A 14454-nucleotide genomic window follows, 5' to 3' on the forward strand; every position below is an offset into this window, starting at 1 on the left:
CTCTCGAATCAGTGGGATTTAGCTAATTCTACCGCGCAAAGGGAATACTTATGGTTCGAGATTGGGTCACGACAAGGCCTACTGGCACATCGTGAGTCTCAGTTGGAACCTCAGGCAAAAACTCCGCATCGTAAACGAGCCCCACGGTTGGCCCCTTGTATTGCTCTAGGTATCTGTCGAAGTAACCAGCGCCTCGACCCAAGCGCTGGCCTTGATAGTCAATTGCCAGCGCTGGAATAACAATTAATCCCAGATCCTTTGGCTCAACAATCTTGCCCGTTGGCTCCCTAAATCCAAGTTCGCTAGGCATAGTCTCGGATTCTAAAACGGCCATAACCATATGGCCATCGGATTCAATTCTTGGGCATGCAATTTCTAAGCCCTGTGCCTTGGCTAGCTGAATAAAGGAGTCGGTTTCAGGCTCAGACCCAAAGGATAGGTAGCAGCCGATTTGCTTTAGGTTTTGCTGCAATGAAAGAGCAAGCAGGTGTTCGGCAAACTGGTGACTTGTTTGCCTGGCAAGATTTTCATATCTAGCCGCCAAAATCTGAACCCTAAGGGCTTTCTTGGCTTCCGAGACAATCTCACTCATGCCACTAATCTAGCCATCGTGGCTCTTTCTTTTGCACTAACTCACGGCGACGTAAAACTGCGGATCGCGAAGATGAGAGACTCCAAACCCCTAGAGAAACTGATCCTTGGCAATAGGTCATGGCTTAGGCCCTGGGAGGCCACGAACCCCGGAGCCCCAAACTCTTTTGATGTTAGATCCCAACTTCGAGGACTAATTCGCCAGTTAGATGACGAGTCAGGGATGCCATTTGTGATTGAGGTTCAAGGCGTAGTTCAGGGTCAATTAAACGTTGCGAACATTATGTATGGCTCAGTTTCTTCCGCAGTGATTGGTTACTGGGTATCTCCGGAAGTTGCAGGAAGAGGTGTTGCACCAACATCGGTTGCCCTAGTTACCGACTATTTAATGAATCAGGTCGGGCTGCACCGAGTCGAGATAGATGTCAGACCAGAAAACACTGCATCGCTAAGAGTCATAGAAAAGCTGGGCTTTAGGTACGAAGGAATCAAGCAGCGCTACATTCACATCAATGGAGATTGGCGCGATCACTACATCTTTGCCTTGACCGGGGAAGAAGTTCCTGAGGGAATATTGAATAGATTCTTAAGAAAACAAGTTCCACCCCAAAAATACCCCTGGAACTGACAAACCAACACGCCACCGCAAATCCGCGACACGCCGCACTTCCTTCTCTAACTTTGATGTATGGATCAAAGCGCAGCGCTCGGTGGACTGATGATGCTCGTCATCGCAGTCTTGTGGGTTGTTGTCTTTATTCCTTCCTGGTTTCAAAACCGAGTTGACGCTGAGCGATACGCTCAGGAGTCAAAAGGTTTGAATCCCCAGGTTAGAGACCTAAGGGTTTCGGAGAATGCGCCGGTTGCATCAAAGCTTCGGCTTGCAACCGAACGATCTCGAAAGCTTAGAAGAACAAAAAACACGATGTCGGTTATGGCCACCCTCACTATCCTGGGGTCGGTCACATTGGCGTTTTTCGCCTTCCAAAACCCGCTACTTTTTGTAGCAATTGGGTTTGGAATGCTAGTGGGATTGTTCGCGCTGCTGGTGGCGATAAAGGCCTCCGGCGAACTAAATAAGACACTTATAAGGGTTGCTCAGTCGAAAACCGAGTTGACTGCCAGCCTTGCGAAGACCTGGAGAGAAGCCATTCTGCCCAGTATTGACGCGGAAAGTGGCTCTAGAGCGTGGACTCCAAACCCATTACCCTCACCTGCATATAAAAGTCGAATTGGTGAGCTCGAAATACCAAACGTCGCGTCCGTGACCGAAATTAGCAACTCGAGGAAGAATTTCGACACGCAAAAAGAAATAAACACAATATTGAAAAAAAGACGCGCTACCGCGTAATTTCGTGCTAAATCACTAGACTTAAATCAATCTAAACAGGAGAGCAAAAGAGTGAACGCATTTGATCGAGTAACAAAACGAGTATCAAAACGAGTAAACAAAATATTCCGCAATAACGTCAAGCCGGTTTCAAAGGCAATGGGCAACCTAGCTCAGGATATCGCCGAAGAAACTGTAGCTGAAGTGAAAGAGGTAAAGAAAATGGCAGTAGCCAAGAAAAAGACTGCAGCAAAGCGCAAGCCAGCTGCGAAAAAAGCAGTAGCAGCTAAGAAGCCTGCTGCAAAGAAGACCGCAGCAAAGCGCAAGCCAGCTGCTAAGAAGACTGCAGCTAAGAAGCCAGCAGCGAAGAAGACTGCAGCGAAGCGCAAGCCAGCTGCTAAGAAGACTGCAGCTAAGAAGCCAGCAGCGAAGAAGACTGCAGCGAAGCGCAAGCCAGCTGCTAAGAAGACTGCAGCTAAGAAGCCAGCAGCGAAGAAGACTGCAGCGAAGCGCAAGCCAGCTGCTAAGAAGACTGCAGCGAAGCGCAAGCCAGCTGCGAAAAAAGCAGTAGCAGCGAAGAAGCCAGCACGTCGTAAGACTGCAAAGCGTAAGGCAGCTGCAAAGTAGTAATTTCTTTTAATAGTAAAAAACCCCACTCTTTGGAGTGGGGTTTTTTATTTGTCAAAGATTTAGAAAATCTTTTATTAATGTTAACTTTCAGTCTTTTGAAACTACCCATCGAACCGAAGATTCCAAGTCCGGGTACTTGAAGCGAAACCCTGAGGCCAAAAGCTTGGTTGCCGTCATCTTCTGACTGACCAGAAGAAGCTCTCTGGCCGCCTCGCCAATTAGCAAATTCATGGCAAATTCTGGGACCCTAAACCAGGTGGGCCGTCTCAGCTCTTTGCCAAGGGCCCGAACCATCTGTTCGCAGGTCGCTGGCTCCGGAGCACTCAGGTTGAATGGTCCGTGGGCGGTTGGAGTATTTATTAAATGGATGATGGCAGCGGCTTCGTCTACTAAGTTGATCCAAGCCCAGTATTGCTTTCCAGAACCTAGCGGTCCACCAATAAACATCTTGATCAGCGGAATCAGTTTTCCAAGAGCACCTAGTTTTCGACTCATGACAAGCGTCGTGCGAGCCAGCACCACCCTGGTTCTTGCCTTGTGAGCCTCAAGCTCCCAATCGTTTGCAAGATCAGATAAGAAACCTTCGCCTTTGGGGCTGTCCTCATTTAGCCAAAGGTCGCCACCCTCGCCGTAAAAACCTGATGCTGAACCACTCACGAGTACCTTGGGTTGGTTCTTGGCGGCGTTGATGGCAGCAACCAGAGTTTTGGTCGAGTTGATTCTTGAGTCAACTATCTGCTGCTTGTATTTTTTAGTCCAGGGGATCTGGCCAGTAGTTGCACCAGCTAGATTCACAACCGCGTCAATTGATTCCATAACTTCTGGATCAAGTTCAAGTTGAGCTGGGTTCCAGCTGATCTCATCACTGGCTTTGGCTTTGCGGCGAACTAGCTTCAATGGTTCGTGACCGGCAGCTTTTAGTTGGCTGTATAGCTCAGTGCCTACTAGCCCACTTGCTCCTGATATTAGAACTCTCATGGTTTCCCCAGCTTTGATTGACGGTAATGCTTCAAGACTCTCATACAATTAGGGGAGAAAAAAATACCCCTTTGGGGTCAAGGAAAATGGGGTTTTTGTGCCATCAGCATCAATGGACGTACAGCCATGGATTTGGTTTCTATCGGTTGGAATCATCAGCCTGGTAATCCTGGTGGACTTAATCGTTCAGATCAAGAAACCTCACGAGCCAACCTTCAAGGAATCAGCGATTCAGTCCACTGTGTATGTTGGGCTAGCGCTGATGTTCACCTTCGTGGTGATCGAGGTCTGGGGAGCTCAATTTGGTGGCGAATACCTAGCTGGCTTCATAACCGAGAAGTCACTATCGGTAGATAACCTGTTCGTTTTCCTTGTGATTTTCACCAAATTTGCGGTACCTAGGAAGCTTCAAAGTGAGGCCCTTTTGGTGGGAATCGTTTTGGCTCTGATTCTGAGGGGTATCTTTATCTACCTTGGGGCCGCCGCAATTGAGAACTTCAGCTGGGTTTTCTACATCTTCGGCTTCTTCTTGCTTTACACAGCAGCCCTTTTGATCTGGGACACCCTAAAAGAAGATCACGAAGACAAGGTGCCAGGCGGAAAGGTTATTGCCTTTATAAAGCGCCGCTTCAGATCTGTTGACGAGTACCACGGAACGAAGCTAACTATTGTCCAGAAGGGCAAACGTTACATCACCCCACTGCTACTTGTGATGATTGCGATCGGTTTAACTGATCTGCTGTTCGCGCTGGACTCTATCCCAGCTGTCTATGGCCTCACAAACGAGCCATACATCGTGTTTATGGCAAACGCTTTTGCTCTTCTAGGGCTTAGACAGCTTTACTTCTTATTGAGTGGCCTAATGGAGCGATTGAAGTATCTGGGAGTTGGACTCGCAATAATTCTTGCCTGGATCGGTGTCAAGCTTGTGATTCACGCCCTTCACAAAAACGAACTTCCGTTTATCAACGGCGGAGAGTACGTGAAGGCTGTGCCTGAAATCTCAACTGAACTCTCCCTCGGGGTAATCATTACAACCTTGGTCATAACAACTGTGGTGAGCTTGATTGCCACCAGCAACGAAAAAGCCTCTAAAAAGAAAAAGACCTCTAAGAAGAAAAAGACCTCCAAGAAATCTAGCTAGGAACTAAAAGGTCCAAATACTGGATTCCAACTTTGAATAGTTCGAGATCCGATACATCCCGCGATGTCGAATGGATCGTTATCCAGTAACTCTGCAAGCTCTTCTGCGGTCTCGCTTCTAAAGATAAGCAGCGCCTCAGGGGTATCCACCATTGGCCCAGAAGCTAAAAGAATATTCTTCTCAAGAAGTTCTGAAAGCCAGGCCCTATGAATAGGCCTAATTTCATCAATCTGGCTCGCGGGTGCTGTGTATAGGTAAGTGACAGCGAAGATGGGCATTTTTCAATCCTACTTTGGCCGTTTTAGATCCAGCTAGGAAGCCACATCCGAAGCTGCCACTGATCAAAAGGCACCACCAACCCGATGTTCACCGGTAAGAAAAAGACTGAGACCAAGGTGGCCAAAACAAAGAATCCAACAACTAGAGCTTTAGCTAATCTGGCGTTGCCAATTAGTCGGTAGAGAATCTGCATTACTAGAACCAGACCAAGAATCATCCATGGTAGAAAACTCACCGCGTAGAACTGAAAGACAGTTCTTTCGGGAATCAATAGCCAAGGTAGGTACAAAGCACCTACCCCTAGCAAAACCTGCCCGATTACTCTTTCCCTGGTTCTTAGGTACCGGAAGACAAGGTATGCAAGTGCCGCAGTGGCAAACACCCAAATCAACGGATTACCCAAAGCGGTAATAGCCGATGAGCAAGTCTCACTCTCGCAGCCCATTTGCCCCGAAGAGTATGTCTCGTAGAAAAAAGCAGTGGGTCGAATACCTAATAGCCAACTTATTGGGTGAGATTGGTAGGAGTGATCTTCTGACAAGTTGACGTGGAACCTGTAAATCACCTCGTGGTAGTTCCACAGTGATTGAACCCAACTAGGAAGGGATCCAAAAATTCCAGGCAAGGAATTATCTTCTGCCCAAGTTCTTGAGTAACCACCCGATGAGTTGATCCAACCCAACCAGCTTGTAACGTAAGTTGCGATGGCAACAGGGACAAGGGTCACAAAGGAAATAGCCCCTTGAGAAAAGAGCCCGGTTCGAACCCATGACTTTTCTCCAGAGTCCCTTCGTAGCAACATTTCTGAAAACACTACATACAGTCCGATTGCCGCCAATAGATACAGACCCGACCACTTGATCGCGCTAGCGGCTCCAAGAGCCACTCCAGCTAGAACTAACCAAGGCCTAAACCAAAGCAAAGTGCTTTTGCCTTGCTGTATGGCGTAAGCAATTCTGAGCCTGGACTGCTTGCTGTCGATCAGGAAAAACAAGAAACCTAGCAAGAGGAAAAAAGTAAGTGGAGCATCAAGCAGTGCAGTGCGGGACATGGTGATCGCCATGCCATCTATCGCCAGTAAGAATCCCGCCGCAAGGGCGAGCTTGGTTGAGGCAAAGAGCTTGTAAGCCACAAGCATCAGTAGGGCTACGGTGGCTATGCCCAAGACGGCAGTGGAGATTCGCCAACCGGCCGCGTTATCCGGGCCTAGTAGCCACATTCCCGAGGCAATCAACCACTTGCCAAATGGCGGGTGCACCACAAAAGCCGGGTCAGTCAGGTACGAGTAAACATCGCCAGATTCAAAGGCAGCGTTGGCACCTTCTGGCCAGTTCTTCTCATTACCCTCCCGAGCAAGAGAGAGAGCGTCTTTGACGTAATAAGTTTCGTCAAATACCAGCTTTTGCGGGAAAGACAGGTTCCAGAGTCTGGTTAGTGAAGCTATTGCGAGCACAAAAACAAAACCCAGGTATTCAAAGACCTTTTTGTTTCCCCGCAGCTGCTTCATAAGCCCATGCTAATCAAGACCGCGCCTTGGTATCTGACACAATGAAGTGGTGCTTATTCTGGCGGGGACTCCTATTGGAAACATAGGCGACGCCTCGGCGAGGCTACTTCTCACGTTGCAGCAGGCTCAGGTGATTGCCGCCGAGGACACTAGAACCCTATTGAAGCTAGCTAATCATCTAGGTATAAAGCTGAACGCAGAACTTATTAGCCTGAATGAACAAAACGAATTACAAAAACTTGATCGCCTGGTTGAAATCGCCGCCACTGGAAATCTAGTTCTGGTCAGCGATGCGGGTATGCCAACAATAAGTGATCCTGGTTTTGCCCTGGTTCGTGCCTGCAGTGAGAAAGGAGTTGAAATACAAGTTGTGCCAGGACCATCTTCTGTGATTGCCGCTCTTGCTGTTTCTGGTCTATCTACCGACCGCTTCAGCTTCGAAGGTTTCATTCCAAGAAAATCCGGTGAAAGAAAGAATTTCTTTCAGAAACTTGCTGTAGAGACTCGAACCATGATCTTCTTTGAATCCCCTCACCGCGTAACCGAGTCATTAGCAGATGCCGCAACGGTCTTTGGTGGCGAAAGAAAAGCGTCACTATCTAGAGAGCTAACAAAGAAGTTCGAGGAAACTCTTAGGGGAAATTTGTCAGAGCTCGCTGATCTAGCCAAAGACTTAAAGGGTGAGATGGTGCTAGTTGTTGCCGGGGCAGAGCAAGCCGAGATTTCTCCAGAATCCCTAGTTGATAAGGTCTTGGAGCTTCGCTTGCAAGGAAACTCACTCAAGGATGCCGCTAGAGCTGTTGCTAACGAATACGGCGCTTCCAAATCAGAGCTTTACGACCTAGCTCTCAAGAGCAAGCCTTCAAGTTAGCCCCGTTAAGCTTGTAGACATGTCCAGTGTGAGCCCAGCGGGTAAGTCGTTTTTTGTTACTACCCCGATTTTCTATGTGAATGACGCTCCTCACATCGGCCATGCCTACACCGAAGTTGCGGCCGACGTATTAGCTCGCTGGCACCGCCAAAAAGGCAGTAATTCCTTCTTACTTACCGGCACCGATGAACACGGTGAGAAGATCCTTCGAACCGCTACCGCGAACCACCAAACCCCGCAGGCTTGGGCAGACAAGCTGGTGCACGATGCCTGGTTACCGATGCTTGAGACCTTGGATATCGACAACCAGGACTTTATTAGAACCACCGAGCCTAGGCATAAAAAGAATGTTCAAACCTTCTTACAACACCTTTACGACAAGGGCTTTATCTACCAGGGATCCTATGAGGGCAACTACTGCGTTGGCTGCGAGGAGTTTAAGACTGATTCTGACCTTGTTGAAGGAACTGGTGAATTTGCCAAGAAGATGGTTTGCGCAATTCATTCCAAGCCGGTTGAAAGGCTTGAAGAGACAAATTATTTTTTCAAGTTGAGCCAGTTCCAACAGCCACTTCTTGATTACTACAAGCAGAACGCAAACTTTATTCAGCCCGAAGCTGCCCGTAACGAAGTCGTCTCTTTTGTTTCACGAGAGCTTACAGATCTTTCGATTTCTAGATCTAAGGACAAATTTGATTGGGGAATCGATATTCCTTGGGATACCGACCACGTTATCTATGTCTGGTTTGACGCACTGCTAAATTACATCACCGCGATTGGCTACGGAGAAGATGAAGCCAAACTCAATTCACTTTGGCCAGCCTCTGTTCAAGTAGTAGGAAAAGACATCCTTAGATTCCACGCTGTCATTTGGCCTGCAATGCTTATGGCAGCGGAGCTAAAGCCTGCGGAGAAAGTCTTTGCCCACGGCTGGCTACTAGTTGGTGGCGAGAAGATGTCGAAATCAAAGCTCACTGGTATCGCGCCGAATCAAATCACAGAAGTTTTTGGATCTGATGCCTTTCGTTACTACTTCATGAAAGCCATAGCCTTCGGTCAAGATGGATCCTTTTCGTGGGAAGATCTTTCTGCTCGCTACCAGGCGGAGCTTGCAAATGGTTTTGGAAATCTCGCTTCAAGAGTGGTTGCTATGGTGCACCGGTACTTCGACGGAGTAATCCCGGAAGCTAAATCAGTAACTGAGGCAGACAAAAAGATTCAAGAAACTGCAGCAAACTGCATCCGCCTGGCCGATGCGGCCATGGACGATGTTGCTATCCAGGATGCCCTACTTGCCATTTGGGAGCTGGTGGATGGATTGAATGTTTATCTCACCGAGCAAGAGCCTTGGATTCTGGCGAAGGATGAAGACAACAGAGACCGGCTGGGGACTATTTTGTATACCTCTCTGGAAGGTCTTAGAACCCTGGCGGTTGCGCTGACACCATTTATTCCAAAGGCAACAGCCAAGCTTTGGGCCTCAATTGGTCACGAACTGGGCGATCTTGCCTCTCAGCCCCTGCTTGAAGCCGCCAGCTGGAATCAGCTGATAGCTGGCGAGAAGATCAACGAACTAGAGTCGCTGTTTCCAAGGGTCGAGCAAGAAGACCGGGACTAGTTCGAAGTCGTGAGCGAGCACATAAGACAGCGCCAGCTAAAAGACGCTGATGGAACCAGGCAAAAGCTAAGCTATCCAGATTTACCAGAGCCACTGCTAGTTGGAACTTACGATAACCACACTCACCTTGAGATAGCTGATGGCGATCAGCCGATGAATTACCAAGATCATTTGGCGTTGGCAAACCAGGTTGGGATTCTAGGTGCAGTTCAAGTTGGCGTGACACTGGAAAGCTCCAAATGGAGCGCTGAGGTAGCTGCAACTGATCCTCGCTTACTCGCGGCGGTAGCCATCCATCCAAACGAGGCCGCCCGGTATGAAACTAAAGAATCTTTGGATGAGGATATTGATGGCATTGCCGCACTCGCCGGTCAAGAAAGAGTTCGAGCTATTGGTGAAACAGGTTTGGATTTTTTCAGAACCGAATCTGAACAGGGAAAAGCATTTCAACACCACTCATTTGAAAGACACATTCAAATTGCCAAGGATTTCAATCTTGCACTTCAGATTCACGACAGGGATGCGCACGAGCAAGTTGTTGAAACTCTTATACGAGTAGGTGCCCCAGAAAGAGTTGTCTTTCACTGCTATTCGGGAGACATCGAACTTGCAAAGATTTGTGAAGAGCACGGTTGGTACACATCTTTTGCTGGGAACATAACCATCAAAAGAAATCAACACCTTCGAGATTCTTTTAGACACATGCCCAAAGACCTGATTCTTGTTGAGACCGATGCACCATTTTTGACTCCTGAGCCGCTTCGTGGCAGACCAAACGCTCCGTACCTTGTTCCAATCACTGTGCGATTTATGGCTTCCGAGCTAGGCATGGATTCAAATGAGCTTTCCGGGCAGCTAGCTCGCAACACCGTTGCTGTCTATGGATCCTGGGGTAGCTAGTGGTTGAACTCTTAGGTGCCGGAGAAATCCGATCATTAGCCGCTGAACTGGATCTTCGCCCCACCAAAAAACTTGGCCAAAACTTCGTCATCGACCCAAACACCATTCGCAAAATAGTCGCGGCTGCTCAGCTCAGCTCCACCGACAAGGTAGTTGAGATCGGACCTGGCCTAGGCTCACTAACCCTTGGTTTGCTTGAGAAAGTGGACCAGTTGATTGCTATCGAGTTTGATCAAAAGCTGGCCGGCAGGCTCTCCTTGACCCTAAAACAGAAAGCTCCAGAAAAAAGCTGTCAGATTGTTCACGCAGATGCGATGAATGTCACGGAGTTAGATTTTGAACCAGATGCATTAGTTGCCAACTTGCCATACAACATCTCGGTTCCGGTAATTCTGCATTTTCTAGAGACCTTTACTTCTATTTCTAAAGTCTTGGTTCTGGTGCAGGCTGAGGTAGCAGCGCGCCTAGTTGCAGGTCCGGGATCAAAAACCTATGGGTCACCGAGCGCGAAGCTTGCCTGGTACGGGAAGGCCACCTCCGCCGGGGTAGTCTCGCGCAGCATCTTCTGGCCGGTTCCAAATGTGGACTCCGCGTTGGTTTACTTCGAGAAAAGAAGCACACCGCTAGCCACTTCGCTTCGTAAAGAAGTGTTTAGAGTTATAGACGGAGCTTTTGCCCAGCGCAGGAAGACTCTGCGGCAGGCTCTTGCCGGTTGGGCAGGTTCGCCCGATCAAGCAGAGCAAATTTTGGTGAAGGCAGGAGTTTCTCCTCAGGCAAGGGGAGAAGACTTGAGTATTGATGAGTTTATTGAGGTGGCGAAACAGAAGTGATTTTTGAAATAGATCATCGCTCTAGTGAACCTACACTCGTAGGCGTTGCAATTATTTCGGGAAACCTAGGCCAAATATTCAATATCTTGAAAGATCCTTCTTCATGGGGACAGCCTGAGAGCCCTAGGGTTGTGAACTCCACTGAAAAATCTAAGGTTGTTTTTTCTTTTGATGGAGAGAGAAAAGCTGTAGCGACGCTGTCGTCTTGGAATTCAAATGTTACAGAGCTTGAGATTGTGATTAGTGGGACAGTAAACACTAAGGATGGACAGATCCAGATCAAGTATTGGAATGAAGTAGTTGCAATGCTGCAGAAACGACTCAATACGCCGCCTATTGTTGTGGCATCAAGTCCTGGCAAAGTAAACATCTACTTTGCCGTTGGTGCCTTTTTGAAAGACGGTTTTCATGACGTCGCAAGTTGCTATCAGGCATTGAGCCTTCGAGAAAGAGTCCTAGTTGAACTAAGCGGCAGCTTCTCTATTGATTTTGCGGGCCCTTTCGAGCAAGATTGCCAGCGACTTGTTCCAAAAGACAGAACAAACCTGGTCTATCGGGCAGGCGAGGAGCTCAAGGCTCTTGGCTCGGCAATGGGCTCTGACAAGGTATCTTTCTTGATTCACAAGAGTGTTCCGATAGCTGGAGGTATGGCCGGTGGATCAGCCGATGCGGCCGCCTCGCTGGTTGCCTTGAATACCTTGTTTGGCGCGGGGCTGGATGACAAACTTCCAGAAGCTGCGGCGAAGCTTGGTTCCGACGTTCCTTTCTCCTTGTTAGGTGGAACCGCTATCGGTATCGGAAGAGGCGAAGTGCTTACCAAAGTAGGAGTTGGTCCAGCACTTCATTGGGTAATGACTCCAAATCCAGCCGGTCTTTCAACACCCCAGGTATATAGGCAGCTAGATGTGATGAGAGTAAATAAAGGAATAGACGTTTCAGTTCTTCAGGCTCCAGAGGTTCCGGAAGAGCTCCTGGAGGCTTTAGCTTCAGGAGACGTAGCGGCAGTTGCACAACTCATGCACAACGATCTAGAAATTGCAGCAGTAGAAATGTTGCCGGAGCTTGCTGAGACTTTAGAAGCGGGTCGTAAAGCCGGTTCACTTCGCTCCATGGTTTCAGGATCCGGTCCAACAATTGCCCACCTTGCAAAGAGTGCAATTCATGCGGAGCAAATCGCTACTCGATTGCAGGCTGCAGGTTACCCTTCGCTTGTTACCTACACGTCAAACTCTGGCACTCGGCTGGAGAACTAGTTGGCGCACCTTCTTGGGGCGGAGAAGATCCGCCTTAGCTTTGCAACAACCAGAGTCTTTGAGAATCTAACTATTGGTGTACAAGATGGTGACCGAATTGGAATTGTTGGCCGTAACGGTGACGGTAAATCAACACTACTAAAACTATTTGCTCGAATTCAAGAGCCGGACTCAGGACAAATAACCAAGCGCGGTGATGTGCGAATTGGAATACTCGATCAGTTCGATCAGTTCTTGCCTTCGGAAACGATCTCTCACGTAGTAGTAGGTGACACTCCTGAACATGAGTGGGCAGGAAACTCGAAGATTAGAGATATCTTCCAAGGCTTACTAAAAGATTTTGACTTCAATCAAAAGGTCTCTGAGCTATCTGGAGGTCAGCGAAGAAGGGTAGCCCTTGCTGCTCTATTGGCCCAAGAATGGGACATCTTGATGCTGGATGAGCCAACCAACCATTTGGATATCGAGGGAGTTGCCTGGCTTGCTCAGCACCTAAAGACCCGCTGGGGAAAGGCAACCGGAGGGCTATTAGTGGTCACACACGACCGCTGGTTCCTGGACGAGGTTTGTAATCTCACCTGGGAAGTTCACGATGGCATCGTGGAGATTTATGACGGTGGCTACGCCTCTTACATTCTGGAGCGAAACGAGCGCGCCAGATCCCAAGCCGCCTCGGAATCTAGACGGCAAAACCTCTTAAGAAAAGAGCTTGCTTGGCTAAGACGAGGAGCACCTGCCAGAACTACTAAGCCAAAGTTTCGAATTGATGCTGCTAATGAATTGATTGCCAACGAGCCACCACCTAGAGATAGCGTTAGTCTCGCCAAGCTCGCCACCACCAGGCTAGGTAAAGATGTTCTTGACATAGAAAATTTGAATTACGAGATTGACTCGCAGCAGATTCTAAACAACGTAACTCTTCGATTGGGCCCAGGGGATCGAATTGGTCTGGTTGGACCCAACGGCGCGGGCAAGACCACCCTGCTTCGATTGATTCTTGGAAAGCTGCTGCCTACCTCTGGGAGAGTGAAGCTAGGTAAAACTGTGGTACCTGCGATTCTTAGCCAAGAGGTTTTGGAGTTAGATGAATTTGGTGACCAGAGAATATTTGAACTTATTGCCCGCGAGAAAAAGACTTTTACGGTAAACAAAAAAGAAGTTGGGATTTCCCAGCTAATTGAGCAGCTTGGATTCACTAGCTTGCAACTGCAGACTCCAGTTTCTGATTTATCTGGTGGTCAAAAAAGAAGACTGCAGCTACTTCGACTGCTCTTTGGTGAGCCGAACCTGTTGATTCTGGACGAGCCAACCAACGATCTAGACACCGACATGTTGGCTCAAGTTGAAGACCTTCTTGATTCTTGGCCAGGAACACTAATTGTTGTTAGTCACGATAGGTACCTTCTTGAGCGGGTCACCGACATGCAATACGCGCTGCTCGGTGATGGGGCACTTCGTCATTTGCCACGGGGCGTGGATCAGTATCTTGAGCTTCGAGGTGCGGCAGGGAAAGCGGCGATCCAACAGACAGCTCCAAAGGTCTCGGGAGCCGAGCTTAGAGCCAGCCAAAAAGCCATCCAGAAACTTGAGCGCGCTATAGAGAAACTGGAAGCCGAAGAGGCAGCAGTTCAGCTGGATCTACAAAGTCGCGACCCCTTAGATCACGAGGGATTGGCTGCTGCAGCCCTGAAGGCCAATGAACTGGCCGCCCAAAAGGCCTTACTTGAGGCCCAGTGGATGGAACTCAGCGAAACGACATAGGTACCTTGTTTGGCAAGTAAACCTGCTCAAGTTAATTTCCCAGGACTACAATTTAGAAATCGTTTATAGCTTCTGTCATGAAGGAGTCTTGGGTATTTATGCATCTAAATAAATCACTCGCAGTTGTATCGGTGTGTTCACTTCTATTGCTGACCGGTTGCCAGAGCGCAACCGTAGATGCGCCAGAACCTGAAGCATCAGCGCCAGCATCAGAAGAGGCATCAGCTCCGACATTCAAACTTAACGTTGACGAAGTCACGAACCTTGAAGGAGTCTCGCCGGAGCTGGTCGAAGACCCAGCGGGCGGCTACCTACTTTTGACAACTGGTCTTGGTCAGAATCGTGTTTACCGATCAGCCGATGGAGTTTCGTTTACACCAGATCCAAGCTTTAGAGTTCCTATGGGAAATGATTACTCTTTGGTCCAAAAACCTGATGGATCGTGGCTGCTGTACTACATCACATTTGATGTACCTCCTGGCGAACCTGGTAAGGCGCCGGATCCCTCGCAAGCAATTAAGACTGTCATGGTTTCTACCGCAGCAGAGTTGACATCATTTGGTGATGGTGTTCCAACTGGGATTAGGCAAGACAAGCCAGGACCTGCATGGGGTGTTCCAGAAACCTACATAACCCCAGATGGTACATACCAAATGATGTGGGTGGACATGGTTGAAGGTCAAAACTCAGAGGTTCTAAGAACAGCAAACTCAACCGACGGAATCACTTACACCGCAAATGATGGTTTTGTGATTTCTGGTG

Annotated in this window: 15 protein-coding genes; 11 read left to right on the forward strand and 4 right to left on the reverse strand. The window is 48.5% G+C overall.

Features of this window, described 5'->3' with window-relative positions; genetic code table 11:
• Positions 1–28 precede the first annotated feature (28 nt).
• Positions 29–592 carry a 5-formyltetrahydrofolate cyclo-ligase gene (locus AC9UFE_RS05015; RefSeq protein WP_509546325.1) on the reverse strand — a complete coding sequence of 188 codons (564 nt, stop codon included), beginning with the start codon at positions 590–592 and terminating at the stop codon, positions 29–31.
• Between the two features lie 18 nt (positions 593–610).
• Between AC9UFE_RS05015 and AC9UFE_RS05020 the strand changes: the two genes are divergently transcribed.
• The 3 genes from AC9UFE_RS05020 to AC9UFE_RS05030 are packed head-to-tail and all read left to right on the forward strand — an operon-like array spanning position 611 to position 2548.
• Entirely contained in the window at positions 611–1219 is a 609-nt protein-coding gene (locus AC9UFE_RS05020) for a GNAT family N-acetyltransferase (protein ID WP_509546328.1), read from the forward strand.
• A gap of 60 nt (positions 1220–1279) precedes the next feature.
• Positions 1280–1942, forward strand: coding sequence for a hypothetical protein (locus AC9UFE_RS05025; RefSeq protein WP_509546331.1), 663 nt, complete (start codon positions 1280–1282; stop codon positions 1940–1942).
• A gap of 51 nt (positions 1943–1993) precedes the next feature.
• Complete coding sequence (locus AC9UFE_RS05030) at positions 1994–2548, forward strand: histone H1-like repetitive region-containing protein (protein ID WP_509546334.1); 555 nt, start codon at positions 1994–1996, stop codon at positions 2546–2548.
• A gap of 90 nt (positions 2549–2638) precedes the next feature.
• Here AC9UFE_RS05030 and AC9UFE_RS05035 read toward each other — a convergent pair whose 3' ends face one another.
• Entirely contained in the window at positions 2639–3529 is an 891-nt protein-coding gene (locus AC9UFE_RS05035; RefSeq protein ID WP_509546337.1) for a TIGR01777 family oxidoreductase, read from the reverse strand.
• Positions 3530–3626: 97 nt separating this feature from the next.
• Between AC9UFE_RS05035 and AC9UFE_RS05040 the strand changes: the two genes are divergently transcribed.
• Entirely contained in the window at positions 3627–4673 is a 1047-nt protein-coding gene (locus tag AC9UFE_RS05040) for a TerC/Alx family metal homeostasis membrane protein (protein WP_509546340.1), read from the forward strand.
• On the opposite strand, the gene AC9UFE_RS05045 is transcribed toward AC9UFE_RS05040, so the two are convergent.
• Positions 4670–4951: a YciI family protein gene (locus tag AC9UFE_RS05045; protein WP_509546343.1), complete on the reverse strand. Its 282-nt coding sequence runs from the start codon at positions 4949–4951 to the stop codon at positions 4670–4672. The two genes, AC9UFE_RS05040 and AC9UFE_RS05045, sit on opposite strands and share 4 nt — an antisense overlap.
• A gap of 23 nt (positions 4952–4974) precedes the next feature.
• A complete protein-coding gene (locus AC9UFE_RS05050) occupies positions 4975–6459 on the reverse strand; it encodes a dolichyl-phosphate-mannose--protein mannosyltransferase (protein ID WP_509546346.1) in 1485 nt (494 codons plus the stop codon).
• Between the two features lie 46 nt (positions 6460–6505).
• Between AC9UFE_RS05050 and rsmI the strand changes: the two genes are divergently transcribed.
• The 7 genes from rsmI to AC9UFE_RS05085 form a co-directional block, all read left to right on the forward strand.
• Entirely contained in the window at positions 6506–7330 is an 825-nt protein-coding gene (rsmI, locus tag AC9UFE_RS05055) for a 16S rRNA (cytidine(1402)-2'-O)-methyltransferase (protein WP_509546349.1), read from the forward strand.
• A gap of 19 nt (positions 7331–7349) precedes the next feature.
• On the forward strand, positions 7350–8948 hold the full coding sequence (gene metG / locus AC9UFE_RS05060; protein ID WP_509546352.1) for a methionine--tRNA ligase: 1599 nt from the start codon (positions 7350–7352) through the stop codon (positions 8946–8948).
• Positions 8949–8957: 9 nt separating this feature from the next.
• A complete protein-coding gene (locus AC9UFE_RS05065) occupies positions 8958–9848 on the forward strand; it encodes a TatD family hydrolase (RefSeq protein WP_509546355.1) in 891 nt (296 codons plus the stop codon).
• Positions 9848–10678 carry a 16S rRNA (adenine(1518)-N(6)/adenine(1519)-N(6))-dimethyltransferase RsmA gene (rsmA, locus tag AC9UFE_RS05070; RefSeq protein WP_509546358.1) on the forward strand — a complete coding sequence of 277 codons (831 nt, stop codon included), beginning with the start codon at positions 9848–9850 and terminating at the stop codon, positions 10676–10678. Before AC9UFE_RS05065 ends, rsmA begins: the two co-directional genes overlap by 1 nt.
• Positions 10679–10809: 131 nt before the next feature.
• On the forward strand, positions 10810–11931 hold the full coding sequence (locus AC9UFE_RS05075; RefSeq protein WP_509546361.1) for a 4-(cytidine 5'-diphospho)-2-C-methyl-D-erythritol kinase: 1122 nt from the start codon (positions 10810–10812) through the stop codon (positions 11929–11931).
• Positions 11932–13692, forward strand: coding sequence for an ABC-F family ATP-binding cassette domain-containing protein (locus tag AC9UFE_RS05080; RefSeq protein ID WP_509546364.1), 1761 nt, complete (start codon positions 11932–11934; stop codon positions 13690–13692). It abuts the gene before it with no gap.
• Positions 13693–13790: 98 nt separating this feature from the next.
• Positions 13791–14454, forward strand: a 664-nt coding sequence (locus AC9UFE_RS05085) for a hypothetical protein (RefSeq protein ID WP_509546366.1), incomplete at its 3' end; no start/stop codon positions are given.

Origin of the sequence: Rhodoluna sp. (assembly GCF_044239955.1) — a bacterium.
GTDB lineage: Bacteria > Actinomycetota > Actinomycetes > Actinomycetales > Microbacteriaceae > Rhodoluna.

Coding starts and splice junctions, on each gene's coding strand:
- AC9UFE_RS05015 (WP_509546325.1), bottom strand. CDS start 592: ATGAGTGAGATTGTCTCGGAAGCCAAGAAAGCCCTTAGGGTTCAGATT.
- AC9UFE_RS05025 (WP_509546331.1), top strand. CDS start 1,280: ATGGATCAAAGCGCAGCGCTCGGTGGACTGATGATGCTCGTCATCGCA.
- AC9UFE_RS05035 (WP_509546337.1), bottom strand. CDS start 3,529: ATGAGAGTTCTAATATCAGGAGCAAGTGGGCTAGTAGGCACTGAGCTA.
- AC9UFE_RS05045 (WP_509546343.1), bottom strand. CDS start 4,951: ATGCCCATCTTCGCTGTCACTTACCTATACACAGCACCCGCGAGCCAG.
- AC9UFE_RS05050 (WP_509546346.1), bottom strand. CDS start 6,459: ATGAAGCAGCTGCGGGGAAACAAAAAGGTCTTTGAATACCTGGGTTTT.
- metG (WP_509546352.1), top strand. CDS start 7,350: ATGTCCAGTGTGAGCCCAGCGGGTAAGTCGTTTTTTGTTACTACCCCG.